The sequence below is a fragment of the Streptomyces sp. NBC_00090 genome (genome assembly GCF_045160815.1).
Taxonomy (GTDB): domain Bacteria; phylum Actinomycetota; class Actinomycetes; order Streptomycetales; family Streptomycetaceae; genus Streptomyces.
Genome location: NZ_CP108224.1, coordinates 6188917 through 6215335, shown reverse-complemented (window position 1 = coordinate 6215335; position 26419 = coordinate 6188917). Strand labels below are relative to the sequence as shown.

Annotated in this window: 18 protein-coding genes; 4 read left to right on the top strand and 14 right to left on the bottom strand. The window is 72.1% G+C overall.

The genetic code is table 11. The features are described 5' to 3' along the window. Positions 1-358: 358 nt before the first annotated feature. The 7 genes from OG361_RS27985 to OG361_RS27955 all read right to left on the bottom strand — a co-directional run bounded on the left by OG361_RS27985 (position 359) and on the right by OG361_RS27955 (position 10833). Entirely contained in the window at positions 359-940 is a 582-nt protein-coding gene (locus OG361_RS27985; RefSeq protein ID WP_405857856.1) for a TetR/AcrR family transcriptional regulator, read from the bottom strand. Between the two features lie 98 nt (positions 941-1038). Next, on the bottom strand, positions 1039-2628 hold the full coding sequence (gene serA, locus OG361_RS27980) for a phosphoglycerate dehydrogenase (RefSeq protein WP_405857854.1): 1590 nt from the start codon (positions 2626-2628) through the stop codon (positions 1039-1041). A gap of 237 nt (positions 2629-2865) precedes the next feature. Then, positions 2866-3867: a ketol-acid reductoisomerase gene (ilvC, locus tag OG361_RS27975; RefSeq protein ID WP_317599396.1), complete on the bottom strand. Its 1002-nt coding sequence runs from the start codon at positions 3865-3867 to the stop codon at positions 2866-2868. A 119-nt stretch (positions 3868-3986) separates the two neighbouring features. After that, positions 3987-4514 (bottom strand): acetolactate synthase small subunit, encoded by a 528-nt coding sequence (ilvN, locus tag OG361_RS27970; protein ID WP_024756291.1) that lies wholly within the window; start codon positions 4512-4514, stop codon positions 3987-3989. A 31-nt stretch (positions 4515-4545) separates the two neighbouring features. After that, positions 4546-6393 carry an acetolactate synthase large subunit gene (locus OG361_RS27965; protein WP_384570873.1) on the bottom strand — a complete coding sequence of 616 codons (1848 nt, stop codon included), beginning with the start codon at positions 6391-6393 and terminating at the stop codon, positions 4546-4548. A gap of 214 nt (positions 6394-6607) precedes the next feature. After that, positions 6608-9439, bottom strand: coding sequence for a putative bifunctional diguanylate cyclase/phosphodiesterase (locus OG361_RS27960; protein ID WP_405857851.1), 2832 nt, complete (start codon positions 9437-9439; stop codon positions 6608-6610). A gap of 428 nt (positions 9440-9867) precedes the next feature. Further along, a complete protein-coding gene (locus tag OG361_RS27955) occupies positions 9868-10833 on the bottom strand; it encodes a 2-hydroxyacid dehydrogenase (RefSeq protein ID WP_405857849.1) in 966 nt (321 codons plus the stop codon). Between the two features lie 75 nt (positions 10834-10908). On the opposite strand from OG361_RS27955, the gene OG361_RS27950 reads away from it, so the two are divergent. The 3 genes from OG361_RS27950 (at position 10909) to OG361_RS27940 (ending at position 13521) form a co-directional block, all read left to right on the top strand. Continuing rightward, the gene (locus tag OG361_RS27950) at positions 10909-11919 is read left to right on the top strand and encodes an aldo/keto reductase (RefSeq protein WP_405857847.1); all 1011 of its coding nucleotides are present in this window, start codon (positions 10909-10911) and stop codon (positions 11917-11919) included. A 112-nt stretch (positions 11920-12031) separates the two neighbouring features. Next, positions 12032-13201, top strand: coding sequence for a PQQ-dependent sugar dehydrogenase (locus OG361_RS27945; RefSeq protein WP_405857845.1), 1170 nt, complete (start codon positions 12032-12034; stop codon positions 13199-13201). 26 nt (positions 13202-13227) lie between these two features. After that, a complete protein-coding gene (locus tag OG361_RS27940; RefSeq protein ID WP_405862468.1) occupies positions 13228-13521 on the top strand; it encodes a DUF6191 domain-containing protein in 294 nt (97 codons plus the stop codon). Here the strand turns inward: OG361_RS27940 and OG361_RS27935 are convergent. From OG361_RS27935 to OG361_RS27910, 6 genes are all read right to left on the bottom strand, one after another. Beyond that, positions 13405-16461 carry an AAA family ATPase gene (locus tag OG361_RS27935; protein WP_405857843.1) on the bottom strand — a complete coding sequence of 1019 codons (3057 nt, stop codon included), beginning with the start codon at positions 16459-16461 and terminating at the stop codon, positions 13405-13407. The two genes, OG361_RS27940 and OG361_RS27935, sit on opposite strands and share 117 nt — an antisense overlap. A 7-nt stretch (positions 16462-16468) precedes the next feature. Further along, positions 16469-16666, bottom strand: a complete 198-nt coding sequence (locus OG361_RS27930; protein WP_384570857.1) for a hypothetical protein — start codon at positions 16664-16666, stop codon at positions 16469-16471. A gap of 161 nt (positions 16667-16827) precedes the next feature. Further along, the gene (locus tag OG361_RS27925; RefSeq protein WP_405857841.1) at positions 16828-17451 is read right to left on the bottom strand and encodes a hypothetical protein; all 624 of its coding nucleotides are present in this window, start codon (positions 17449-17451) and stop codon (positions 16828-16830) included. 63 nt (positions 17452-17514) lie between these two features. Continuing rightward, positions 17515-18102 carry a GNAT family N-acetyltransferase gene (locus OG361_RS27920; protein ID WP_405857839.1) on the bottom strand — a complete coding sequence of 196 codons (588 nt, stop codon included), beginning with the start codon at positions 18100-18102 and terminating at the stop codon, positions 17515-17517. Continuing rightward, positions 18080-20323 (bottom strand): MMPL family transporter, encoded by a 2244-nt coding sequence (locus OG361_RS27915; RefSeq protein WP_405857837.1) that lies wholly within the window; start codon positions 20321-20323, stop codon positions 18080-18082. The genes OG361_RS27920 and OG361_RS27915 overlap by 23 nt, the downstream gene beginning before the upstream one ends. Positions 20324-20502: 179 nt before the next feature. Further along, positions 20503-22581: a phosphocholine-specific phospholipase C gene (locus tag OG361_RS27910; RefSeq protein ID WP_405857835.1), complete on the bottom strand. Its 2079-nt coding sequence runs from the start codon at positions 22579-22581 to the stop codon at positions 20503-20505. Between the two features lie 292 nt (positions 22582-22873). Between OG361_RS27910 and OG361_RS27905 the strand changes: the two genes are divergently transcribed. Next, positions 22874-24826 carry a protein kinase domain-containing protein gene (locus OG361_RS27905; protein ID WP_405857833.1) on the top strand — a complete coding sequence of 651 codons (1953 nt, stop codon included), beginning with the start codon at positions 22874-22876 and terminating at the stop codon, positions 24824-24826. Between the two features lie 73 nt (positions 24827-24899). Here OG361_RS27905 and gatB read toward each other — a convergent pair whose 3' ends face one another. Further along, a complete protein-coding gene (gatB, locus tag OG361_RS27900; protein ID WP_405857831.1) occupies positions 24900-26411 on the bottom strand; it encodes an Asp-tRNA(Asn)/Glu-tRNA(Gln) amidotransferase subunit GatB in 1512 nt (503 codons plus the stop codon). Positions 26412-26419 lie beyond the last annotated feature (8 nt).

Sequence of the window (26419 nt, the reverse complement as noted above, 5' to 3'; positions counted from 1 at the left end):
TGTTCCGGAGGCGGGCAGACGCTCGAAGCTCCCGGGCGGGAGCGCTGCTCTCGGCGGAGCGCCGGCGCGCCGCGGGTCCACTCCCCCCGGTGGTGCTCTCGGGGTGTCAGGAATCCGCGCGGTCCGCGCCGTGGGCTCGCGGGCCTACGGACACGCGGCGGAGCACACACGCTTCAGGTCGACGTGACCTCGTGTCGTGAGAAGCGCGGAACGGTGCATGGCGCGCAACATAGCCGGAGTGGCGCAAGACGGTCAATCGACGGCCCGCATCATGGACGGCTGGAGCGCCGGTCCTTCTCACCCCTCGGACGGCGGGAGCGCCGGTCCCTCTCACCTCGCGGACAACGGTGGCGGAACGTCAGCCCTGCTCCCCCATCAGGATCTTGAGCCCCTCCGTGAGGTCGTCGGCGGTCGGCGCCGTGTCCGGGTCGACCATCCACTGGATCATCACCCCGGTCGCCAGGGCCTGACAGAGCAGTCCGGCCACCCGGGCCTTCTCGGGGTCCGCCTCCGGGTCGATGCCGAGGAAGCCCTCGGCCATGCCGAGCCGTCCCTCGCGCTGCGGCTCCTTGATCGCGTCGCGGAGCTTCTCGTCGTCGTCGAGCCGGGTGACGATCTCGGTCTGGAGCTTCCAGACCGGCCTGCTCGCCTCCGCCGCGGCGATGACCTGCTCCCAGACGGCGTGGAAGCGCGCGTACGGGTCGGCCGGCAGCTCCCGCTTCTCCTCGCCGGTGCCCGCGGGGCCGACCTGCTCGCCCCACTCCTCGGTGAGCGCGAGGAAGGCCTGCTGGAGCAGGGCGTCCTTGGAGCCGTAGTGGTAGCCGATGGAGGCGAGGTTGGTGCCCGAGGCGGCGACGATGTCGCGGGCCGTGGTGCGCCCGTACCCCTTCTCCAGGAGACAGCGCTTGGCGCCTTCGAGCAGGTCTTCCTTGTGTCCCATGACAGCACTGTACCCGGCCGCTAGACAATCGTGTAAGACGATCGTCTAGAGACCGGGTACGGATACGTGCGTGCGTACGCGTGCGCGTACGAGGCGCGTCAGATCAGGTTGACCGAGCGGGCCGAGGCGGCGCCGATCTCCTCGGCGATCTCCGCCAGGACGGCCACCGGCACCGTGTCGTCCACGGTGAGCACGACGAGCGCCTCGCCGCCCTCCTCCGCGCGGGAGACCTGCATGCCCGCGATGTTCAGACCGGCCTCGCCGAGGATCCGGCCGACCGTGCCGACGACACCCGGACGGTCCTCGTAGCGCAGCACGACCATGTGGTCGGCGAGCGCCAGGTCCACGTCGTACTCACCGACCGCGACGAGCTTCTGGAGGTGCTTGGGGCCGGCCAGCGTGCCGGAGACCGCGACCTCCTCACCGCTGGACAGCGTGCCGCGCACGGTGACGACGTTGCGGTGGTCGGGCGACTCGGAGCTCGTCGTCAGACGGACCTCGACGCCGCGCTCCTGCGCGAACAGCGGGGCGTTGACGTACGACACGGTCTCGTCGACCACGTCCTCGAACACGCCCTTGAGCGCGGAGAGTTCGAGCACCTTGACGTCGTGCTGGGTGATCTCGCCGTAGACCTCGACGTCGAGACGGGCCGCGACCTCGCCCGCGAGGGCGGTGAAGATCCGGCCGAGCTTCTCGGCGAGCGGCAGACCCGGCTTCACGTCCTCGGCGATGACGCCGCCCTGGACGTTGACCGCGTCCGGGACCAGCTCGCCCGCGAGCGCCAGACGCACCGACCTGGCGACGGCGATGCCGGCCTTCTCCTGCGCCTCGTCCGTGGAGGCACCGAGGTGCGGGGTGCAGACGACCTGGTCGAGCTCGAAGAGCGGGGAGTCCGTGCAGGGCTCCTTCGCGTACACGTCGAGGCCCGCGCCGGCGACCCGGCCCTCCTTGAGGGCGGAGAAGAGCGCCGCCTCGTCCACGATCCCGCCGCGCGCGGCGTTGACGATCCGGACGGAGGGCTTGACCTTGTGCAGCGCCTCGTCGCCGATGAGACCGAGGGTCTCCGGGGTCTTCGGCAGGTGGACGGTGATGAAGTCCGCGACCTCCAGGAGCTCGTCGAGGGCCAGCAGCTTCACCCCCATCTGGGCGGCGCGGGCCGGCTGCACGTAGGGGTCGTACGCGACGATCTTCATGCCGAAGGCGGACATGCGCTGGGCGACCAGGACGCCGATCCGGCCGAGGCCGACGACACCGAGCGTCTTCTCGCTCAGCTCGACACCCGTGTACTTGTTCCGCTTCCACTCGCCGTTCTTCAGCGCGGTGTTGGCCTGCGGGATGTTGCGCGCGGTGGCGACGAGCAGACCGCACGCGAGTTCGGCGGCGGTGACGATGTTCGAGGTCGGGGCGTTGACGACCATCACGCCGGCCTTGGTGGCGGCGGAGACGTCGACGTTGTCCAGACCGACACCGGCACGGGCGACGACCCGGAGCTTGTTCGCGGCGGCGAGTGCCTCGGCGTCGACCTTGGTCGCGGAACGGACCAGGATCGCGTCCACGTCCGCGATGGCGGGGAGCAGCTCGGCGCGGTCGGCGCCGTTGCAGTGCCGGATCTCGAAGTCCGGGCCCAGCGCGTCGACGGTGGCGGGCGACAGCTCTTCAGCGATGAGTACGACAGGTTTCGAGCTCACGTGAGTCCTCACAGATCCAGTGCGGACGGCCGTCCCGACGGCCGCAGGCGGTGGAGGGGGCTTGCCGCGTGAAAGCGCACGACGCTGTGGGCCTGACGCGTATGTTGTTGAGAAGTGTAGTGGTGCGTCGGCGCAGCTCATACGCCTCGTTGGAAGGATCACCCGTCCGTGGTTGGACGAGGTGTCCAACGGTGCGGGAAAGGGCCGGACACAGTGTCCGGCCCCGTCCCCGGAGGCTTACGCCTCCTCGTCGTTCACCCAGCTCATGAGCTTCCGCAGCTCCTTGCCGGTGGTCTCCAGGAGGTGGTTGGCGTCCTGGGTCTTGTACTCGTTGTACTTCTTCAGGCCGCCGTGGTACTCGGCCATCCACTCCTTGGCGAAGGTGCCGTCCTGGATCTCCGCGAGGACCTTCTTCATCTCGGCCTTGGTGGCGTCGGTGATGATCCGCGGGCCGGTGACGTAGTCGCCCCACTCGGCGGTCTCGGAGACCGACCAGCGCATCTTCTCCAGGCCGCCCTCGTACATGAGGTCGACGATGAGCTTCAGCTCGTGGAGGCACTCGAAGTACGCGATCTCCGGCTGGTAGCCGGCCTCGGTCAGGGTCTCGAAGCCCGCCTTGACAAGCGCCGCGGTGCCACCGCAGAGAACGGCCTGCTCACCGAACAGGTCGGTCTCGGTCTCCTCCTTGAAGGTCGTCTTGATGACGCCCGCGCGGGTGCCGCCGATGCCCTTGGCGTACGAGAGCGCCAGCGCGAAGGCGTTGCCGGTCGCGTCCTGCTCGACGGCGGCGATGCACGGAACGCCGCGGCCCTCCTCGTACTGGCGGCGGACCAGGTGGCCCGGGCCCTTCGGGGCGACCAGCGCGACGTCGATGCCCTCGGGGACCTCGATGAAGCCGTAGCGGACGTTCAGGCCGTGGCCGAAGAAGAGGGCGTCGCCCGCCTTCAGGTTGTCCTTGATGGACTCCTCGTAGACCTTGGCCTGGATCGGGTCCGGGGTCAGGATCATGATGAGGTCGGCCTCGGCCGCCGCCTCGGCGACGGAGACGACGCGCAGGCCCTGCTCCTCGGCCTTGGCCTTGGACTTCGAGCCCTCCTGGAGACCGACGCGGACGTCGACACCGGAGTCACGGAGCGACAGCGCGTGGGCGTGGCCCTGGCTGCCGTAGCCGATCACCGCGACCTTGCGGCCCTGGATGATGGACAGGTCGGCGTCGTCGTCGTAGAAGAGCTCGGCCACTGGAAATCTCCTTGAGGTGCTGGTGTTGCGTCCCACCGTACGGCGGAGCGCTTGAGGGAGGCTTTGGGGTCTCGTCAGTCGGACCGCCGGATGGACCCGCGGTTGACCTCCGATGACTCTCAGGCGCTGCGGTCGAGGGCCCGCAGGGACCGGTCCGTGATGGACCGGGAACCACGCCCTATGGCGATCGTGCCGGACTGGACGAGCTCCTTGACGCCGAACTGCTCCAGCATCTTGAGCATGGCGTCCAGCTTGTCACTCGAACCGGTGGCCTCGATGGTCACCGCTTCGGGCGAGACGTCCACGGTCTTGGCGCGGAACAGCTGCACGATCTCGACGATCTGGGAGCGGGTCTCGTTGTCGGCGCGGACCTTCACCAGGACGAGCTCGCGCTGGATGGCGGCGCTGGGCTCGAGTTCGACGATCTTCAGGACGTTGACCAGCTTGTTGAGCTGCTTGGTCACCTGCTCCAGGGGCAGGTCCTCGACATTGACCACGATGGTGATGCGGGAGATGTCGGGGTGCTCGGTGACGCCGACCGCGAGGGAGTCGATGTTGAAGCCCCGGCGGGAGAAGAGCGCGGCGATCCGGGCGAGGATGCCGGGCGTGTTCTCGACGAGAACGGAGAGCGTGTGCTTGGTGGACATGTCTGGGTCTCTTCCTTTTCGCTCTGCGCGCTCAGTCGTCTTCGCCGTCGCCGAAGTCGGGGCGGACGCCCCGCGCGGCCATGACCTCGTCGTTCGAGGTGCCCGCGGCGACCATCGGCCAGACCTGGGCGTCCTCGTGGACGATGAAGTCGACGACGACCGGACGGTCGTTGATGGCGTTCGCCTCGGCGATGACCTTGTCCAGGTCGGCCGGGTCCTCACAGCGCAGGGCGACACAGCCCATGGCCTCGGAGAGCTTGACGAAGTCCGGGACACGGGTGCCCTTGTTCGCCTGGACGTCGTCCGGGCCGGAGTGCAGGACGGTGTTGGAGTAGCGCTGGTTGTAGAAGAGGGTCTGCCACTGGCGGACCATTCCGAGGGCGCCGTTGTTGATGATGGCGACCTTGATCGGGATGTTGTTCAGGGCGCAGGTGGTGAGCTCCTGATTGGTCATCTGGAAGCAGCCGTCGCCGTCGACCGCCCAGACCGTGCGGTCCGGCAGACCGGCCTTGGCACCCATCGCGGCGGGGACCGCGTACCCCATCGTCCCGGCGCCGCCGGAGTTCAGCCAGGTGGCCGGCTGCTCGTAGTCGATGAAGTGGGCCGCCCACATCTGGTGCTGGCCGACGCCCGCGGCGAAGATCGTGCCCTCGGGGGCGAGCTGGCCGATGCGCTGGATGACCTGCTGCGGCGAGAGGCTGCCGTCCTCCGGCAGGTCGTAGCCGAGCGGGTAGGTCTCGCGCCAGCGGTTCAGGTCGCTCCACCAGGCGGTGTAGTCGCCCTTGTTGCCCTCGCTGTGCTCGGCCTGGACGGCCTGGACCAGGTCGGCGATGACCTCGCGGGCGTCACCGACGATCGGGACGTCGGCGACGCGGTTCTTGCCGATCTCGGCCGGGTCGATGTCCGCGTGGACGATCTTGGCGTACGGGGCGAAGCTGTCGAGCTTGCCGGTGACGCGGTCGTCGAAGCGGGCGCCCAGGGCGACGATCAGGTCGGCCTTCTGGAGGGCGGTGACGGCGGTGACCGCGCCGTGCATGCCCGGCATGCCCACGTGCAGCGGGTGGCTGTCGGGGAAGGCGCCGAGGGCCATCAGGGTGGTGGTGACCGGGGCTCCAGTGAGCTCGGCGAGGATCTTCAGCTCGCCGGTGGCGCCGGCCTTGAGGACGCCGCCGCCGACGTAGAGGACGGGCCGCTTGGCGGCGGTGATCAGCTTCGCGGCCTCGCGGATCTGCTTGGCGTGCGGCTTGGTGACCGGGCGGTAGCCGGGCAGGTCGGTCTGCGGCGGCCAGCTGAAGGTGGTCTTCGCCTGGAGGGCGTCCTTGGCGATGTCGACCAGGACCGGGCCCGGGCGGCCGGTGGAGGCGATGTGGAAGGCCTCGGCGATGGTCCGCGGGATGTCCTCGGCCTTGGTGACGAGGAAGTTGTGCTTGGTGATCGGCATCGTGATGCCGCAGATGTCCGCCTCCTGGAAGGCGTCCGTGCCGATGGCCTTGGAGGCGACCTGGCCGGTGATCGCGACGAGCGGGACCGAGTCCATGTGCGCGTCGGCGATCGGGGTCACCAGGTTGGTCGCACCGGGACCGGAGGTCGCCATACAGACGCCGACCTTGCCGGTGGCCTGGGCGTAGCCGGTGGCCGCGTGGCCCGCGCCCTGCTCGTGCCGGACCAGGATGTGGCGGACCCGCTGGGAGTCCATCATCGGGTCGTAGGCCGGGAGGATCGCGCCGCCCGGAATGCCGAAGACGGTGTCGGCGCCCACTTCCTCGAGAGAACGGATGAGGGACTGTGCACCCGTGACGTGCTCGACGGTGGCGGCCTGCGCGCCGCTACGGGGCCGCGGCTGCGGATGGTGCCCGGTGGCCTGGTCGGTCATCAGCATCTCTTCTCGAAGCAGAGGGTTTTTGCGAGGTTTGGGACGACTTGGGGGTGAGCCGGTGCAACAAAAAACCCCTCGTGCCGTGAGGCAAGCGAGGGGAGCGCGTCGGGTGATTCTCAGCCGGGCCTACGGTGGCCCTGCTTCAGCCGACGCGCTTTCCAAGTACGAGAATTCGGGTGCGCATGGCACTGACCCTCCCTCTCGCACCTTGTTACTGTCAAGTGGGTGGGACGGGCGTCTCAGTATTTGAGCGGAACGGGGGACGGTTTCCGACACGTACGGGGACCGCGCCGGGGAGCGGGTACTCGTCCCGTACGAGGGCTCTGCGCAGGCGGTACTCGTCGAGCGGGCCCGAGAAGGCCATGCCCTGGGCGTGGGTGCAGCCCATGGCGCGCAGCGCGAGCACCTGCTCCGGCACGTCGACGCCCTCGGCGACGGTCTGCATCCCGAGTTCGCCGGCAATGCGGAGCACCCCTCTGGTGATCTTGCGGAGGCGGGCGGACTCGACCACGCCTTCGACGAGTCCCCGGTCCAGCTTCAGTATGTCGACGGGAAGCCGCCGAAGGGCGTCGATCGCCACATGTCCGCCGCCGAATCCGTCGAGGGCGATCCGCACCCCGAGACGGCGCAGGGTCACCAGCCGCTGTTCGAGATCGTCGAGCGAGGTCCGGGGGTCGCTGTCGGCGAGCTCGATGATCAGCGAGCCGGAGGGCAGCCCGTGCCGGGTGAGCAGCGACTCGATCGAGCCGAGCGGGAGCGAGCGGTCCAGGAGGCGGCGGGCGGAGAGCCGGATGGCGACCGGCGCACGATGGCCGATTCCCGCCCTCTCGGCGGCCTGCTCCACGGCCTCCTCCAGGAGCCAGCGGCCGAGCTCGGCGGTGCGCTCACCGTCGTCGGTGACGCGCAGGTACTCGGCGGGGGTGAAGAGGATGCCCTGGGTCGAGCGCCAGCGCGCCTGGGCGCTGACGGCCGAGATCCGGCCGGTGGCGAGGTCGACGACCGGCTGGTGGAGCAGGGCGAACTCGCCGTCGTGGAGGGCGGTGCGCAGCCGGGCGGCCAGCTCGCTGCGCCGCACCACGTCGGCCTGCATCTGGGGGGCGTACAGCTCGACCCGGTCCTTGCCCGCGGCCTTGGCCCGGTACATCGCGAGGTCGGCGTTGCGCAGGAGGTCCCCCGCCTCCATGCCGGGCTCGGCGAAGGCGACGCCGATGGAGGCGGCGACCCGCACCTCGTTCCCGCCGTCCACGCGGTACGGCTGGGAGAGGGTGAGCCGGAGCCGGTCGGCGATCTCCTGGACCTGGCTCTCGCGGGCGGCCTGGTCGCGGCCGCCGTCGCCGAGGATGAGGGCGGCGAACTCGTCGCCGCCGAGCCGGGCGGCCGTGTCCCCGGCCCGCACGGAGTCCTGGAGGCGGCGGGCGGCCTGGACGAGGAGGTCGTCGCCCGCCTGGTGGCCGAGGCGGTCGTTGACCCCCTTGAAGCCGTCGAGGTCGATGAAGAGCACGGCGGTGCCGGGGTCGGAGGACCGGCGGCCGCCGAGCGCCTGCCGGACGCGCCGGGTGAAGAGCGCCCGGTTGGGCAGGTCGGTGAGCGGGTCGTGCTCCGCGTTGTGCTGAAGCTGGGCCTGGAGGCGGACCCGTTCGGTCACGTCCCGGCTGTTGAAGATCAGGCCGCCCTGGTGGCGGTTGACGGTCGACTCGACGTTGAGCCAGTCGCCGCGGCCGGAGCGGAAACGGCACTCGATCCGGGTGGTGGGCTCCTCGGCGGGCGAGGCCGCGAGGAACCGGCGCACCTCGTGGACGACGGCGCCGAGGTCCTCGGGGTGGATGAGGGAGGCGAGCTCGGAGCCGATGAGCTCCTCGGCCTCGCGGCCGTACACGCCGGAGGCGGCCGGGCTGACGTAGCGGAGCATCCCGGTCGGCGCGGCGATCATGATGACGTCGCTGGAGCCCTGCACGAGGGACCTGAAGTGGTTCTCCTTCTGGGCCAGTTCGTGCGTGAGGGCGATGTTGTCGAGGAGCATGATGCCCTGCCGTACGACGAGGGCGAGCACGACCGCGCAGCCGGTGAGGACGACGACCCGGTCGACCCTGCGCCCCTCGACCACGTTGTAGAGGATGCCGAGGGTGCAGACCGCCGCGGCGAGGTACGGGGTGAGGGCGGCGAGCGAGCCGGCCACGGGGCGGCTGTGCAGCCATGGGCCGCGCGCGGCGGTCGTACTGTCGGGCAGACGGCGCACCCCCCAGGGCGCGTAGGCGAGGAGCAGGGAACCGGCGAACCAGCCGGCGTCCAGCAGCTGGCCCGAGGCGTAGTTCTCGCGGAGCAGCGGCGAGGTGAACAGGGCGTCGCACAGGACGGTCAGGGCGAGCGCGGCGATGGCGGTGTTGGTCGCCGAGCGGTTCGCCTGGGAGCGCCGGAAGTGCAGGGCCAGGACCATGCTGACGAGGACGATGTCGAGCAGCGGGTACGCCAGCTCCAGGGCGGTCTGGGCGACGGACTCGCCCTCGAAGTGGGCGGTGCGGGCGAGGGCGAGGCTCCAGGAGAGTGTGAGCAGGGAGCCGCCGATGAGCCAGGCGTCGAGCGCGAGGCAGACCCAGCCGGCCCGGGTGACGGGCTTCTTGGCGAGGACGAGGAGTCCGACGACGGCGGGCGGGGCGAAGAGCAGGAAGAAGAGGTCGGCGACGGAGGAGTCGGGCACCGGTGTCCGGAGGACGACCTCGTACCACCCCCACACGGCGTTGCCCGCGGCGGCCATGAGGGAGGAGAAGGCGAAGAGCAGCCAGGCGGGGCGGTCGCTGCCGCGGTGGGCCCGGGCGTAGAGGGAGCAGGAGACGGCGGCGGTGAGCGCGGCGGCGCTGAGCCCGAAATCGCCCATGAAGAGGGCGAGCTCCGGGGAGCCCCAGCCGAGCGAGGCGCCGGTCGTGTAGCCCGCGCAGATGAGGCCCAGGGCGATCTGGGCGAGGATCGAGCCGATCCCGGGGCGGTCGCGGCCGGAGTGCCCGGAGTCGCCGCCGACAGGGCTGCGCGCGATGACCGCCCCGGGCGCGCTCACGGGACCCTCCGGCGTCGCGCCACCGCACCCGGACGGTTCGTGCGGACGCGCGGGCGGCTCCTCGGCATCCCCGGGGGCGTGCCCGTCGCAGTCGTGAGGCCCGGCGGCGCGTGGCGCGCGGCGCGGCGTGGCCTGGTCCGGCACCGAACGCGCGAGGCCGGCAGCGAGGCGCGGGAGGCTCGCCGCCGGCGTCGCCGCCGAGTCGGATCGTCGGTCCTCCGGCCGTGCCTCACCCGTAGCCCCCCTCGGATTCTGATGACCCGTCACTTCGCTCCCCAGCGTCAGCCCGTCATCGACGCAGTCCCCCGCCTCCGGACGATACACCAGGATCGTCACTCAGGGACAGGGTCGCAGTACTCTCCGTGACCACCCGGGGGCTTGCGGGCGGCGCGCTCAGGGGGCGCGCGGCCCGCCGCGGCCCTCCGGGCTCAGCCGGTGGTGAGCAGGACGTTGTCCAGCTCCTCCCCCGCCGCGAACCGCCGCAGCTGCCCGGCGATCAGCCTCTTCGCGCGCGGCATGAACGCCGAAGTGGAACCACCCACATGGGGACTGATCAGGACACCGGGAGCGTGCCACAAAGGATGCCCGGCCGGCAGCGGTTCCGGGTCGGTGACGTCGAGCGCCGCCGTGATCCGTCCGCTCTCGACCTCCTTGAGCAGCGCGTTCGTGTCGACGACCGGCCCCCGCGCGACGTTCACGAGGAGCGCCCCGTCCTTCATCCTGGCCAGGAAGCCTGCGTCGGCGAGGTGGTGGGTCCCGGGCGTGAGCGGAGTGGAGAGGACGACCACGTCGGCCTCCGGAAGCAGCGCGGGCAGCTCCGTGAGGGCGTGGACCGGGCCGCGCTCTGTGGTGCGCGCGGAGCGCGCGACGCGCGCCACCCGCGCGCACTCGAACGGCGCGAGCCGGTCCTCGATGGCGGCGCCGATCGATCCGTACCCCACGATCAGTACGGACCTGTCGGCGAGCGCCGGATAGAAGCCGGCCCGCCACTCCTCGGCGTCCTGGCCGCGCACGAACCCGGGGATGCCGCGCAGCGAGGCCAGGATCAGGGCGAGGGTGAGCTCGGCGGTGCTGGCCTCGTGCACGCCCTTCGCGTTGCAGACGGCGACGCCGGGCTGCAGCGAGCCGATGCCGGGCACGACGTGGTCGATGCCTGCGGACAGGGTCTGCACGGCCCGGACCGAGGTCATCGCGGCCAGCGGCCGCACGGCGATCTCCGACCCCTTCATGTACGGGACGACGTAGAAGGCGCAGTGCGCGGGATCGGCGGGGAACTCCGGTCCGCCGTCCCAGAAGCGGTAGTTCAGTCCCGACTCGCCCGGCGCGGGGAGTCCCTCGATCTCGTCCGCCGGAACCGGAAGCCACACGTCGGCGGCCGTGTCTTCGAATCTCATGACCGGGAGGCTATGCGAAGAACCCCGCGCGCCATTGGTTACTTTGGGGGACGGCAGAGGGAGGGGTACCGGCAGGTGGAGCGCAGGAGTATCGGGGCGACGGCGCTCGACGTGGGGGCGATCGGCCTGGGGTGCATGCCGATGAACTGGGCGTACAGCCGTTCGGAGCAACGGGGGGACCGCTCGCTGCGGACCGTGCACGCGGCACTGGACGCCGGGGTGAGCCTGCTCGACACCGCCGACATGTACGGGCCGTTCACCAACGAGCTACTGGTGGGGCGGGTGTTGAAGGAGAGGCGGGCGGAGGCCTTCGTCTCGACGAAGTGCGGGCTGCTCGTCGGCGACCAGCACGTGGTCGCCAACGGCAGGCCGGGGTACGTGCGTCGGGCCTGCGACGCCTCCCTGCGGCGGCTCCAGACCGATGTGATCGACCTCTACCAACTGCACCGGGCGGACCCCGAGGTGCCCGTCGAGGAGACCTGGGGCGCGATGGCCGAGCTGGTGTCGGCGGGCAAGGTGCGGGCGCTCGGGCTCTGCGCGGTCGGCGCACGGTCGGCGCGCAGGGGCGCGACCGGTGCCGCCCGTGACGGCTACGAGGGAACGATTCGCCAACTGGAGCGGATCCAGCAGGTGTTCCCGGTGGCGGCGGTCGAGGCCGAGCTGTCGGTGTGGTCGCCCGAGGCGCTGGTGCGGCTGCTGCCGTGGTGCGCGGCGCGCGGAGTGGGCTTCCTGGCGGCCATGCCGCTGGGGAACGGCTTCCTGACCGGGACGCTGACCCCGGGCGGCGGCTTCGAGTCGGACGATCCGCGCGCCCGGCACCCCCGGTTCACGGCCGAGATGATGGCGGCGAACCAGCCGCTGGTGGCGGGGTTGCGGAGGGTGGCCGCGCGGCACGGGGCCGACGTCACCCCGGCGCAGGTGGCGCTGGCGTGGGTGCTGGGACTCGGGCCGCACGTCGTGCCGGTGCCGGGCGCGAAGCGGGAGCGGTGGGTGGTGGAGAACGCGCGGGCGGCCGGTCTGCGGCTGACGGCGGCGGACCTCGCGGAGATCGCGGCGCTTCCGGCACCCCGGGGCTCCTGGGACTGAGCGGGATCGAGCGCCCCCTGGGGGTCGTCGTCGGCGGTCGGGAACCTGTTCGGGCCGAGCGGTGTATCAAGGGTGTAGGGATGCCGCTCGACTCGTCGAAGGGGACCGGACCATGAGCCGTCCTGCTGTTCTGAAGGCCCTGTGGGGCGCCGCCGTGCTGGTGCTCGTGGCGGGCTGCTCCTCGGGCGGTACCGAGGAGCGACCCGGTGCGGCTCCACCGACGTCCGCCTCCGCGCCCGAGTCCACTCCACCGTCCGCGTCCGCCTCCGTGTCGGCGTCGGCGTCGGTTTCGGCATCTGGGGCGTCTCCCGGCGGGCGGGTGGCGGTGGCGGGCACGCTCACCGAGGGCCTGAAGTCGCCCTGGGGCCTCGCCGAGCTGCCGGGGGGCGATCTGCTGGTCTCCTCGCGGGACGAGCGGACGATCACCCGGGTCGACGGGAGAAGCGGCGCCAAGACCTCGCTGGGCGAGGTGCCGGGGGTGGTCCCGGGCGGCGAGGGCGGGCTCATGGGGCTCGCGGTGCGGGACGGCTGGGTCTACGCGTACCTGACGGCCTCCTCGGACAACCGCATCGTGCGCATGCGGTACGGAGGGGCGGAGGGTGACCGGCTCGGGGCGCCGATGCCGGTGCTGACCGGCATCCCGAAGGGCGTCGTGCACAACGGCGGACGGATCGCGTTCGGACCGGACGGGATGCTGTACGCGGGGACGGGCGAGACGGGTGTCACCGGTCTGGCCCAGGACCGGGCCTCCCTCGGCGGGAAGATCCTGCGGATGACTCCGGAGGGCCGGCCGGCGCCGGGCAATCCCTTCGCCGGCTCGGTGGTCTATTCGTACGGACACCGGAACGTGCAGGGGATCGCCTGGGACGCGGCCGGGCGGCTGTGGGCGGCCGAGTTCGGGCAGAACACCTGGGACGAGCTGAACCTGGTCGAGCCGGGGCGGAACTACGGCTGGCCCGAGGCGGAGGGGCGGGCGGGCCGGGAGGGGTTCGTGGACCCGGTGGCCCAGTGGCCGACCTCGGAGGCCTCCCCGAGCGGGATCGCCTACGCCCGGGGCGCGATCTGGATGGCCGGGCTCAGAGGCGAGCGACTGTGGCGCGTCCCGCTCTCCGGCGCGGAACGTTCCGGGGACCCCGAGGCGTTCCTCTCCGGTGAGTACGGACGCCTGCGCACGGTCCTCGCCGGGGGCGACGGCCGGCTCTGGCTGGTGACCAGCGAGACCGACACCCGGGGCACGCCCGAGCCCGGCGACGACAGGATCCTCCGGCTGGAGGTGACGTGAGGGAGGCGGTGACCGTGTTCGGTCCGATGGCGGAGCTCTTCGCCCCGGGGCACAGGCACGCCGAGGAGGAACGGCGGCGACAGGCTCTGACCAGGGAGGACCCGGGGGACGCGGACCCGTCACGCGGGCCGATAGACCTGACCTCGGGGCGCGTGACGATACGGATCCCCCGCCCGGGGGCGGTCGCGGTCCCCCGCCCTGGGTCAGATGGCCACGTCGAGGAGGTGGAGGCGGTGGGCGAGGGCGGCGGCCTCGCCGCGGCCGGCGACGCCGAGCTTGGCGAGGATGTTGGAGACGTGGACGCTCGCCGTCTTCGGTGAGATGAAGAGCTCCTCGGCGATCTGCCGGTTGGTGCGGCCGGCCGCGACCAGGCGCAGCACGTCCTGCTCGCGCGGGGTCAGGCCGAAGCTGTCGTCGCCGGGCTCGGCGGGCGCCGGGGGCTGCTTCTCGGGCGCCAGGGAGAGGCGGGCCCGGGCGGCGAGGAGCTCCACGTCCTCGCGGAGCGGTCGGTGGCCGAGGCGGACGGCGGTGGCGTGGGCCTCGCGGAGCAGGGCCACGGCCTCCTCGCGGCGGCCGCCCTCGACGAGCAGGGCGTCGGCGAGGCGGTGGCGGGCGCGGGCCAGCTGGGCGGGGCGTTCCAGCGGCTCGTAGGCGGCGACGATCTCGGTCCAGCGGGCGGCGGACTCGCGGCCCTCGGCGCGGGCCAGCTCCTGGGAGACCTGCTGGGAGTGGGCGGCCCAGACGGGGGCCGGGGCGGCGAGGCGGCGGACGCAGTCGCGGATCAGGGCGAGCGCCTCGGCGCGGCCCTCGTCGGCGGCGGGCAGCCCCCGGCTGTCGGCCTCCGCGGTGGCGGCGGTGAGGACGAGCGGCCAGCCGTAGCGGTGGGTGCCGGGCGGGAAGCCGCCCTCGGCGGCGGTCGCGAGCTGGGCCCGGACGTCCCGGACCCGGCCCTCGGCGGCGGCCACGGCGATCGCGACCTGGGCCATGGGCAGGGTGTACTGCGGGATCGGGTCGCGGGTGCCGTAGACGGCGCAGGCGTCGGCGAGGTGGCGGGTGGCCGCCTCCAGCTCGCCCCGCGCGGCGGCGAGCTGGGCGAGGCGGAGGGAGGCCGAGCCGCGGGGCTTGGTGCTGGTCGCCGAGCGCTGGAGCCGCTCGGCGGCCTCCTGCACCTCGTCCCAGCGGCCGAGGGAGAAGAGGGACTCGGCGCGGTTGGCCTCGACCCAGCCGACGCTGTCGACGAGTCCGTACGAGCGGGCGAGGCGGATGCCGGAGTCGGCGATCTCGACGGCCTCGCGGGAGCGGCCGAGGGCCTCGAGGGAGGAGGAGATGTTGATGTGGGCGCGCGAGGCCTCGCTGAACTGGCCGAGGGCCGTGGTGCGCTCCCGTACCTCGTGCATCTCGGCGAGACCCGCCTCGACGTCCCCGGCCGCGGTCATGATGGTGCCGAGGGTGAGGCGGGCGTTGAGTTCGATCGACTCGGCCCTGACGTGCCGGGCGTACTCGACGGCGCGTTCGGCGGCGGTGAGGGCCTCGGGGCCGGGGTTGCGGAGCATGCCCCAGCCGGCGGCGCCGACGAGGACGACGGCGTGGACGGCGGACGGCGGGAGGCCCTTGACGAGCTCCTGGGCGCGGGCGATCTCCTCCGAGCCGTCGCCGCGGCCGAGGTTGGACTGGAGGCGGGCCTTCTCGGTCCAGAACCAGGCGGCGCGCAGCGGGTCGTTCACGTCCTCGCTGTCGAGGAGGTGCAGCGCCATCCGGCCGATCTTGAGGGCGCGTTCGCGTTCGCCGCTGAGCCGGGCGGCGACGGCGGCCTCGGCGAGGAGGTCGAGGTAGCTGAGCGGGGTGGTCTCGGGGTCGCAGCCACAGGGAGGGTAGGCCTCGGCGTAGTCCATGGGCCGGAGCTCGCGGCGGATCTCGGCGGGGGCCTCGTCCCAGAGCTCCATGGCCCGCTCCAGGAGTCGGAGCTGCTCGGCGTAGGCGTGGCGCTTGCGGGTGGCGACGGAGGCGCGGAGGACGGCCGGCAGGGCCTTGGCCGGGTCGTGCGCGTGGTACCAGTAGGTGGCGAGCCGGGTGGCCCGCTCGTCGGGGCGGACGAGCGTGGGGTCGGCCTCCAGGGCCTCGGCGTAGCGCCGGTTGAGGCGGGAGCGTTCGCCGGGCAGCAGGTCGTCGCTGACGGCCTCGCGGACGAGGGAGTGGCGGAAGCGGTAGCCGTCGCCGTCGGGGACGGCGAGCAGGATGTTGGCGCCGACGGAGGCCCGCAACGCCTCGATGAGCTCGTCCTCGGTGAGCCGGGCGACGGCGGCGAGCAGGCCGTACTCGACGGTGGAGCCGCCCTCGGCGACGATCCTGGCGACCCGCTGGGCGTCCTCGGGGAGCGCCTCGACCCGGACGAGCAGGAGGTCGCGCAGGGAGTCGCTGAGCTGGCCCGGGGCGCAGCCGGCCTCGTGGGAGACGACGAGCTCCTCGACGAAGAAGGCGTTGCCGTCGGAGCGTTCGAAGACCTCCTCGACGAGCCCGGGGGCGGGTTCGGCGGCGAGGATGCCGGTGAGCTGGCGGTGCACCTCGGTGCGAGTGAAGCGGGAGAGCTCGATGCGGCGGATGGTGCGGAGCCGGTCGAGCTCGGCGAGGAGGGGGCGCAGCGGGTGGCGGCGGTGGATGTCGTCGGCGCGGTAGCTGGCGACGACCACGATCCGGCCGCGGCGCAGGGTGCGGAGGAGGTAGGTGAGCAGGTGCCGGGTGGAGGTGTCGGCCCAGTGCAGGTCCTCCAGGACGAGCACGACCGTACGGTCGGCGGCGAGCCGCTCCAGGAGCCGTACGGTGAGTTCGAAGAGGCGGGCGGTGGAGTCCTCCTCGGAGGACTCGTGGCTGCCGGGGTCGCCCAGCTCGGGCAGGAGTCGGGCGAGCTCGCCCTCCTGGCCGTCGGCGGCGGCGGTCAGTTCGTCGGGCAGCTTGCGGCGGAGCGAGCGCAGGGCGGTGGCGAAGGGCGCGAAGGGCAGACCGTCGGCACCGAGTTCGACGCAGCCGCCGACGGCCACGACGGCGCCCCGGTCGCAGGCCGTGTCGAGGAACTCCTCGATGAGACGGGTCTTGCCGACCCCCGCCTCGCCCCCGACGAGCAGAGCCTGCGGCTCTCCCGCGGTCGCGCGGGAGAGCGCCTCGGTGAGGGCGGTGAGTTCGCCGGCTCTGCCGACGAAGACGGGGCTGACTGACCTGGTCTCCACGGCGCCGAGCATCGCACAACCATCCGCACGGTCGCTCATACGGGGGTCACGCGGCCCGGACGAAGTGACCGCGTCCGGTGCCGCTCACCGGCCCCTCCGTGTCATGGCCCCCGCTGCGGCGGCCGAGGCGGCGCAGGCCCCGGGCGGAGCCGGTGGACTCGGCGGCCTCGTGGGACAGGCGCTGGGCGGCGGCCTCGCGGACGAGCTGGGCGTGGTTCATGCGGTGGAGTTCGTACTCGAACATCGGGTGCTCCCTGGTCGCTTCGGGTTTCGGTATCGCTCCTTGCGATGCCTCTACTCTCGGTTCCCAGGGGGTGCCGTCACATCGGGCGAGTGCCGCATGTTCGGGGTACGGGGGGCCTTAGGCGGACCTCAGGGGGTCCTTAGGCGGAGTGCGTACCCGTCTCAGGAGCCGGCGGTGGGCAGGCTCAGGAAGAGGTCGAAGTAGGTACCGACCGACAGGAGCAGCCCGAGACCGCCCAGGACGGCGCCGGCGAGCGCGACCGCCCGGACCCAGGCGGGGCGCTCGGGACGGACGAGGACCAGGACGAGGACGGCGGTGACCAGTGCGAGCAGCGAGAAGACGCCGTTGACCAGTGCGGTGCTGTGCCAGGCGTCGCCGTAGATCTCGGAGATCTGCTGGGCCGGGGTGGCGGACTGGGAGGTCTTGATCTGCCCGAGAAGCGTCTCGCGCTCGGAGACGACCTTGCCGGTCCAGGTGCCGGTCAGCGCGACGGCGCCGAGGGCGGCGGAGACGACGGCCGCGCCGCCGGCGCCGATGCCGGTGGGGGCCGTCCCGGAGACCTCGTCGTCGAGATCGTCCTCGTCGTCCAGGTCGTCCTCGTCCAGGTCGACGGCTTCCCGGTCGGTGGCCGCCGGGGCGGCGTCGGCCGACGCGGTCCGCTCGGCGTCCTGCGGGGCGAGCGGGTCGACGAGCTCCTCGGCCGGGGCCGCGACCTCGGCCTCCGGCTCCGGCGCCGTGCCCTCGGTCTTCTCGTCGGTCTTCGCGTCGGTCTTCGTGATGTCCATGCGGCGCACGCTAGGCGGCCCACATGAGAGCTGTCTTAAGACGGCTCTCATGTGGGAGCCGTCTCAGGACGGCTCCGGCCGCGCCTGCGCCTTCGCCGCGGCCCGGGCGGCGCGCCACTCGGGGGCGAGGACGGCCCAGAGCTCCGTGTCCGAGCGGGTGCCGCGGTACGGATAGTTCTCGCGCAGGACGCCCTCCCGTGTCATGCCGAGGCGGCGGGCGACGGCGATGCTCGGTTCGTTCTTCGAGGAGGCGTGCCATTCGACGCGGTGGATGCCGCGCTCCTCGACCGCCCAGTCGATGATCACCCGGCAGGCCCGGGTGATCAGGCCCTTCCCCGCGGCGGCGGGCTCCAGCCAGCAGCCCGCCTCGGCGGTGCCGTACTCGACGTCCATGGTCCGGAAGAGGACGCCGCCGACGAGCGTGCCGTCGGTCCAGATGCCGTAGACGCGTCCGGCGTCGTTCGCGGCCTTCTCGGCGTACGAGCGGAGGAAGGAGCGGGCGGAGTCGAGGTCCGCGACGAAGTCCGGGAGCGCGATGTGCTCTCCGACGAACTCCCGGCCCCGGTCCATGTGGGCGAGGAACTCCTCGGCCTGCCAGGGCTCCAGGGGCCGCAGCTCGGCCCCGTCGTCACCCAGCGATATCGCGAACATCGTCGTTCTCCTCCGCCGTCGAATCCGTCACGCGTTGCCCGGGGATCTTCGCACGGGCGTCCGCGGCGGCACGGGACTCGGGGGGTTCGATGCTGATCCGGGGCAGGATCCGGTCGAGCCGCTTCGGCAGCCACCAGTTCGCCCCGCCGAGCATGTGCATGAGGGCGGGGACGAGCAGGGTGCGCAGGACGAAGGCGTCGAGGGCGACCGCCGCTGCGAGCGCGATGCCGAACATCGCGATGACCCGGTCACCGGAGAGGACGAAGGCGAGGAAGACCGAGATCATGATGACGGCGGCGGAGTTGATCACGCGGCTGGTCTCGGCGAGGCCGACCCGGACCGCCCGCCGGTTGTCGCCGGTCTCCAGCCACTCCTCGTACATCCGGCTGACCAGGAAGACCTGGTAGTCCATGGAGAGCCCGAAGAGGACGGAGACCATGATCACGGGGAGGAAGGGTTCGATCGGTCCGGCACTGCCGAGGCCGAGGAGCTCGCTCCCCCAGCCCCACTGGAAGATCGCCACGACGATGCCGAAGGCGGCGGCGACGGCGGCGACGTTCATGGCGGCGGCCTTGAGCGGGATGCCGATCGAGCGGAAGGCGAGCAGGAGCAGCAGACAGCCGAGCGCGATGACGACGCCGACGAAGAGCGGCAGCTTGCCGATGATGATCTCGGCGAAGTCGTCGTAGGAGGCGGTGACGCCGCCGACGTGCACCTCCAGGGAGGTGCCGGACTCGGCCTTGGGGAGGACGTCCTGGCGGAGCCGGTCGACGAGCTCGCTGGTGGACTTGGACTGCGGCGAGGAGTCGGGGACGACGGTGAGGACGGCGGTGTCGCCGGAGCTGTTGTACGTGACCGGGGAGACGGACGCGACCCCGCGGGTGGCGGAGAGCGCCGCCGGGAGCTGGTCGAGGGCGACCCGGTCGTCGGCGCCGTCGAGCCCGGCGACGAGGGTGAGGGGGCCGTTGACGCCCGGCCCGAAGCCCTCGGCGAGCAGGTCGTACGCCTGCCGGGTGGTGGCGGTGGCGGGCCCGTTGCCCTGGTCGGAGGTGCCGAGGTGGAGCGAGAGGGTGGGCAGCGCGAGGACACCCATGACGACGGCGGCGACGGCCCCGAGGAGCTTCGGGTGGCGCTCGACGAAGGCGGACCAGCGGGCGGCGAAGCCCGTGGGGAGCTCGAGCTGCGGCCCGTGCTCGGCGAGGGCCCGCCGTTCGCGCCGGGACAGGGCCCGCATGCCGATGAACGAGAGCAGCGCGGGCAGCAGCGTGATGGAGGCGGCGACCGTGAGGACGACGGTGAGGGAGGCGGCGATGGCGACGCCGTTGAGGAAGCTGAGCCGCAGGATCAGCATGCCGAGCAGGGCGATGCAGACGGTGGCCCCGGCGAAGACGACGGCGCGGCCGGTGGTGGCGACGGCGATCCCGGCGGCCTCGGGGACGGAGAGCCCGCGTTTCAGGCCCTTCCGGTGCCGGGTGACGATGAAGAGCGCGTAGTCGATGCCGACGCCCAGGCCGACGAGCATGCCGAGCATGGGGGCGAAGTCGGCGACGGTCATCAGATGGCCGAGGAGCACGATCCCGGAGTACGCGATGCCGACGCTGACCAGGGCGGTCGCGATGGGGAGCGCGGAGGCGGCGAGGGAGCCGAAGGCGAGGAAGAGGACGACGGCCGCGACGGCGACGCCGACGACCTCGGCGATGTGGCCGCCGGGGGCCTCGGTGAGGGCGACGGCGGTGCCGCCCAGCTCGACCTGGAGGCCTTCGCTCTCCGCCTCGGCGGCCTTGGCGGTGTCGACGAGCGCCTCGGCCTGCGCCTCGGGGATGTCGTCGGCCTGGGCGCCGAAGGTGACGGTGGCGTAGGCGGTGTGCCCGTCCTCGCTGATCTGTCCCGCGGTGTCGCCGTAGGGCGAGGTCACGGCGGCGATCCCGGGCAGCTCGGCGACCTTGTCGAGCATCGCGGTCATGCGCTGCTCGACGGCGTCGGCGCGGACGCTGCCCTGTTCGGTGTGCCAGACGATGGTGTCGCTGTCGCCGCCGAGGCCCTGGAAGCCGCGGTCGAGGAGGGCGGTGGCCCGGCCCGACTCGGTGCCGGGGACCTCGTAGTCGTTGGAGTAGGCGTTGCCGGCCAGGACCGCACCGGTGCCGACCCCGCCGAGCGCGAGGAGCCAGAGGAGAACGACGACGAGACGGTGCCGGATGCACCATCGGGCGATGGCTGCCAAAGGACGTGCTCCCTGGTTGGTTCGTGGATCTTGCACGGGAACAGCCCGAGAAGAACGCATGACCTAATCGCGCCCACTCTCGCAGCCAAACCTGATCATTTGCCCCTTTCGTGTCGATGCTCACAGCCGTGTCCGGGGGTTCGGGACCGAGGTCCCGAACCCCCGCGCACGGAGTGGAGTCATCCGGAGACGCTGGGGCGACCGTTCTCGATGTGACCCATGAGGCGGCGGCGGAAGCCGCCGGGCGCGGTCACCTCGACGTCGTACCAGCCGTGGGCGTCGGCGGCCGAGTGCACGACGGTACGGGTCTTCCCGGGCCTCACGGTGACCGTGCGGGTCCAGTCGGCGAGGTCGCGCTCGTCGACGTACCCGAGGGGCCGGACGGTGAAGGCGAGCGGGGCCGGGCCCGTGTTCCGCACGGTGAGGTGCAGGTCGCGGTCGTGGTGGTCGAGGCGCGTGGCGAGTTCCGCGCCGCCCATGGCGGGGCCCTCGAACTCGCGGCGGAAGCCGTTCGGGCCGGTGATCGTGAAGCGGTAACGATCACCCGATACGGGGACGGTCCACTCCCCCGTCCCCCTGACGTCCCGATGCTGCGGGACGGCGAACTCTCCCGCGTACGGGTAGAGGGCGAAGTGCGCGCTCGCCCTGCCGGTGTTGCGCAGGGCGACGGTCACGGCCCCGGGCCCGACGGTCGCGGAGGCGTCCGGCTGGTACGGCAGGGGGCGGGCCGGGCGGACACCGGGCTCCTGGACGGGCATCCGCTGGACGGCCGGGGGCTGGGGCCGCCAGCGGCCGGTGAAGGGCGGGATCGGTCCGGGCTGCTCGACGGGCGGCTGCCGGCGCCCCCGCTTGAAGTCGAAGGCGGAGGTGAGGTCGCCGGTGACGGCCCGGCGCCAGGGGGTGATGTTGGGCTCGGCGATCCCGGTCAGTTTCTCCAGGAAGCGGATCACGGAGGTGTGGTCGAAGGTCTCGGAGCAGACGTAGCCGCCGACCGACCAGGGGGAGACGACGAGCAGCGGGACCCGGATGCCGAGGCCGGTGGGCTGGCCCTTCCAGCGCTCGTCCGTGTTCTCGGTGGGCGGGACGGGCGGTGGCACGTGGTCGAAGAAGCCGTCGTTCTCGTCGTAGTTGATCAGCACGACGGTGTGACGCCAGACGTCGGGGTGCGAGCCGAGGGCGTCGAGCACCTTGTAGACGAGGGTGGCGGAGGCGATCGGCGAGGAGGAGCCGGGGTGCTCGGAGTCGATCGCGGAGGGCACGAGGTAGGAGACCTCGGGCAGGGTGCCCGCGGCGACGTCGGCGCGGAAGGCGTCGGCGAGGGTGCCGCTCTCGACGCGGCGCAGTCCGCGCTCGAAGAGGGAGCGCTCGGCCTCGGTGAGGCCGGCGACGCCCTCCTCCAGGAGGCCGAGGAGGCGGGTCCGCTCCGTGGTGTCGTCGGTGTCGCGGACGGCGGCGTAGAACGACTCCATGAAGGTGTGCCCGCCGGTCCCGGCGAGCGCCTTCCGGGCGATCTTCTTGAAGGTGGTGAAGAACTCGATGTTGTTGTCTGTGAAGTTCTCCCACTCGGTGTACGTCTTCCAGCTCCGCCCGGCGGCTTCGAGCCGCTCGGCGTAGGTGGACCAGCCGTAGCCGGGGTGGGTGCCCTCGGCGTAGGCGGCGTTGGTGACGGCCCGGCTGCCGTCGGCCTCGAAGCCGGTCCAGCCGGACCAGAGGTGGTTGCGGTTGGGGCTCGTCGAGGTGTGGACGGACGAGTGGTACGCGTCGCAGACGGTGAAGGTGTCGGCGAGCTCGTAGTGCAGGGGGATGTCCTGCCGGTCGTAGAACGCCATGGTGGCGGCGGTCTTGGCCGAGACCCAGCCGTCCATCCAGCCGCCGCGCCAGGCTTTGCCGCCGCCGCTCCAGGAGTGGTCGAGGTCGCCGATGTACTGGAGGTCCTTCTGCTGCGTCTCGGCGGCCCCGCGGATCGGGAACGGCAGGACGGTCCGGCCGAGCGCGGCCGGCTGCTCGAACACCGGCTTGCCGGAGGGCAGCTCGATGGCGTTGCGGTCGCCGAATCCGCGGACCCCGCGGAGGGTCCCGAAGTAGTGGTCGAAGGAACGGTTCTCCTGCATCAGGATCACCACGTGCCGCACCGCGGCCAACCCCCCGGCCGGGGGCTCCGCGGCCATCGCGGCCTGCAGCGACGGCGGGAGCAACGAGCCGGCCGCCGCGACGCCGAGGGCGCCGCCGCCCAGTGCGAGGAGCCTTCTGCGGGACATCTCGGATGACAAGACCGACCTCCAGTCGACGGCCAATGGTTCGCCTTCGAGCCATTGGGTGGTACGCCGGGGACGGTAGTGAGGCGGAATGACGTCGAGAAGACCCGACGGGGGCGTGGCGGTGAACGTCCAAGAGGACGCGCCGGGAATCCAAGCGATCTCCGGCCATCTTCGCCCCGCGCCGGGAGGCCCCGGAGCACCGGACCATTGTGCGGGACCACTCCCGCGTTGACCTCCGACACACCGGAACGGCAAGCTGATCCTCAGTCAATCACTGTGCCCTGGGGGAAAATTGAGCAACACGGCACACCACATCGGGCCCGACTCCACTCCTGACCGGTACCGGCTCCTCCGGTCCATCGGGCGGGGCGGCGAAGCCGTGCTCTATCTCGCGGAGATCCAGCTGGCCGGCGGCACGGAGCCCGTCGTCGTCAAGATCCTCGACTCGAAGACGACGATCACGCCCGAGGTGTTCGAGCGGATCAGCCAGAAGTGGAACGAGCAGGCCGAGCTGCTGCGCTTTGTCCACCGGCCGGGTGTGGTCGGCGTACGGGAGCACTTCCAGGGCCCGCCGATCCACCGCCCGGGCGAGTCCGGAAGCATCACCGGCCGGGCCCTGGTGCTCGTCATGAACCACGTCGACGGCCTCGACCTGCGCGACTGGCGGGCCGAGCGCACGCTCACCACGCCGGGCGAGCGGCGCGAGGTGATGCGGACCCTGGAGCAGCTCGCGGACGTCCTGGACTGGCTGCACTCAGGGAAGGCCACGCCCTCCGGGCGGACCGTCGTCCACGGCGACCTGTCCCCGGGCAACGTCATGGTCGACGAGCACGGCCAGGCCACCCTGGTCGACTTCGGTCTGAGCAAACTGACCGCCGACCACCAGACCGCCGAGGTGTGGTTCACCCCCGGATACGCGGCACCGGAGATCTTCGCGGGCAAGCGCACCCCGAGCACCGACCGCTATGCCTTCGGCGCCATCGCGTACTTCCTGCTCAGCGGGGAGTCCCCGCCCACCGCGCCCGAGCAGCTGGTGGCGGCGCTCAGCGCGCTCCCGCAGATCGCGGGGCTGCCGGCGGAGCAGCGCGAGCGGGTGCTGAGCATCGCGGCGGCCGACGCGGACCGCCGCCCGCTCTCCCTGTCGTCCTGGGTGAAGGACGTCCGGCACGGGATGGTGTCCACGACGACCTCGCGCCCCGCGACGGTCCAGGACGCGGTCCCGCCGGTCCCCACCGCGCGGCCCGTGGCGGCGCCCGCGGTACCGCCGGTGGCACCTCCCGTGGGCCCGCCCCCGCCCGCGACCCCGCCGCCCACGCCGGTGGCCGCGCCGGTGGCCCAGCCACCCGTGGCCCAGCCGCCGGTGGCCCAGCCGCCGGTCGTGGCTCCCCAGCCCGTGGCCCCGCAGCCCGTCGTGGCCCCGCAGCCCCTCGTACCGGAGCCGTCCGCCGAGCCGCCCACCGTCGCGACGCCCGGCTTCGGTCCCCCGACGCCTCCCGCGGCGTCCGCGCCCGCGTCGACGGCTCCCTCCGCACCCGAGCCGCGGCGCCGCCGCCGCAAGGGCCCCCTCATCGGTGCCGCTGCCGGGGTCGTCCTGATCGCCGTCCTCGCGGTGATCGGCGTCCAGCTGCTCGGCGACAAGGAGGGCGAGGACGGCAAGAACAGGGCCGGCGGCGGCCCGTCCACCGTGGCCACCACCTCCGCGCCCGCCACGACGGAGCCCACGACGGAAGCCCCGACGGAGGAGCCCACGGAGGAGCCGACCTCCGAGCAGCCGACCTCCGAGGAACCGACGGACACCCCGGCCACGGACCCGGAGGGTTCCGCCAGCCCGACCGACGACCCCGGCTCGGTGCGGGACCTGCCCGTCGCCGATCTGACCGCCCTCGCCTCGGTCAGCGAACCCGACGACTTCGCCATCGGCAGCGCGAAGATCGACACCAAGGAGTACGGCGCCGCCCTCATCGGCGACTGCTACAACGGCGCGTACGTCGAGTACGACCTCAACCGCGAGTGGAAGACCTTCGAGTTCACCGCCGGGATCGACGACGGCTCCAGGATCGAGTCCGCACGGGTCGTCATCTCCGTGGACGACCAGCCCGCCCTCTTCAACGAGACCGTGGACCTCGGAAAGCCGATCACCAAGTCCCTGAACATCGAAGGGGCCCTGCGGCTGCGGCTCAAGGTGGAGGCGACCTGCACCGACTCCGGCAACGCGGTCATCGCCGCCCCGCTGCTCAAGCGGTAGCGCGTACGACGACGAGCGGCCCCGCACCGGAACTCCGGTGCGGGGCCGCTCACATGTCCGTACGAGAAGAGGCTCAGCCCTCGCTGACGCCCAGCTTCTCCAGGATCAGGTCCTTCACGCGCGCCGCGTCCGCCTGGCCGCGGGTCGCCTTCATGACCGCACCCACCAGGGCGCCGACCGCGGCGACCTTGCCGCCGCGGATCTTGTCGGCGATGCCCGCGTTGCCCGCGATGGCCTCGTCGACCGCCGCGCCGAGCGCGCCGTCGTCGGAGACGACCTTCAGACCGCGCTTCTCGACGACCTCGTCGGGGGTGCCCTCGCCGGCGAGGACGCCCTCGATGACCTGACGGGCCAGCTTGTCGTTCAGATCACCGGCGGCGACCAGGGCGGAGACCCGGGCCACGTCCGACGGGGTGATCGCCAGCTCCTCCAGGGAGACGCCCTGCTCGTTGGCGTTACGGGCGAGCTCGCCCATCCACCACTTGCGGGCCGAGGCCGCGTCCGCGCCCTCCTCGATCGTGGCGACGATCGCGTCGACCGCGCCCGCGTTGAGGATGGACTGCATGTCCAGCTCGGACACGCCCCACTCCTCGCGCAGCCGGTTGCGGCGCACCCGCGGCAGCTCGGGCAGACCGCCGCGCAGCTCCTCGACCCACGCGCGGGCCGGGGCGACGGGGACGAGGTCGGGCTCCGGGAAGTACCGGTAGTCCTCGGCGTTGTCCTTGATGCGGCCGGAGGTGGTGGAGCCGTCGTCCTCGTGGAAGTGACGGGTCTCCTGCACGATCGTGCCACCGGAGGTGAGCACGGCCGCGTGGCGCTGGATCTCGAAGCGCGCCGCGCGCTCCACCGAACGGAGCGAGTTGACGTTCTTCGTCTCCGAGCGGGTGCCGAAGGTCTTGGTGCCGTTCGGGCGCAGCGACAGGTTCACGTCGCAGCGCATCTGGCCCTTGTCCATGCGCGCCTCGGAGACGCCGAGGGCGCGGATCAGCTCGCGCAGCTCGGCGACGTACGCCTTGGCGACCTCGGGGGCCCGCTCGCCCGCGCCCTCGATCGGCTTGGTGACGATCTCGATGAGCGGGATGCCGGCCCGGTTGTAGTCGAGCAGGGAGTGCGAGGCGCCGTGGATGCGGCCGGTCGCGCCACCGATGTGGGTGGACTTGCCGGTGTCCTCCTCCATGTGGGCGCGCTCGATCTCCACGCGGAAGATCTCGCCGTCCTCCAGCTGGACGTCCAGGTAGCCGTTGAAGGCGATCGGCTCGTCGTACTGGGAGGTCTGGAAGTTCTTCGGCATGTCCGGATAGAAGTAGTTCTTCCGGGCGAAGCGGCACCACTCGGCGATCTCGCAGTTCAGCGCGAGGCCGATCTTGATGGCGGACTCGACGCCGATCGCGTTGACCACCGGCAGCGAGCCGGGCATGCCGAGGCAGGTCGGGCAGGTCTGCGAGTTCGGCTCCGCGCCCAGCTCGGTCGAGCAGCCGCAGAACATCTTCGTCTTGGTGCCGAGCTCGACATGGACCTCCAGGCCCATGACGGGGTCGAACGCCGCGAGGGCCGCGTCGTACGACAGCAGTTCAGTGACAGTCACGGTGAGAC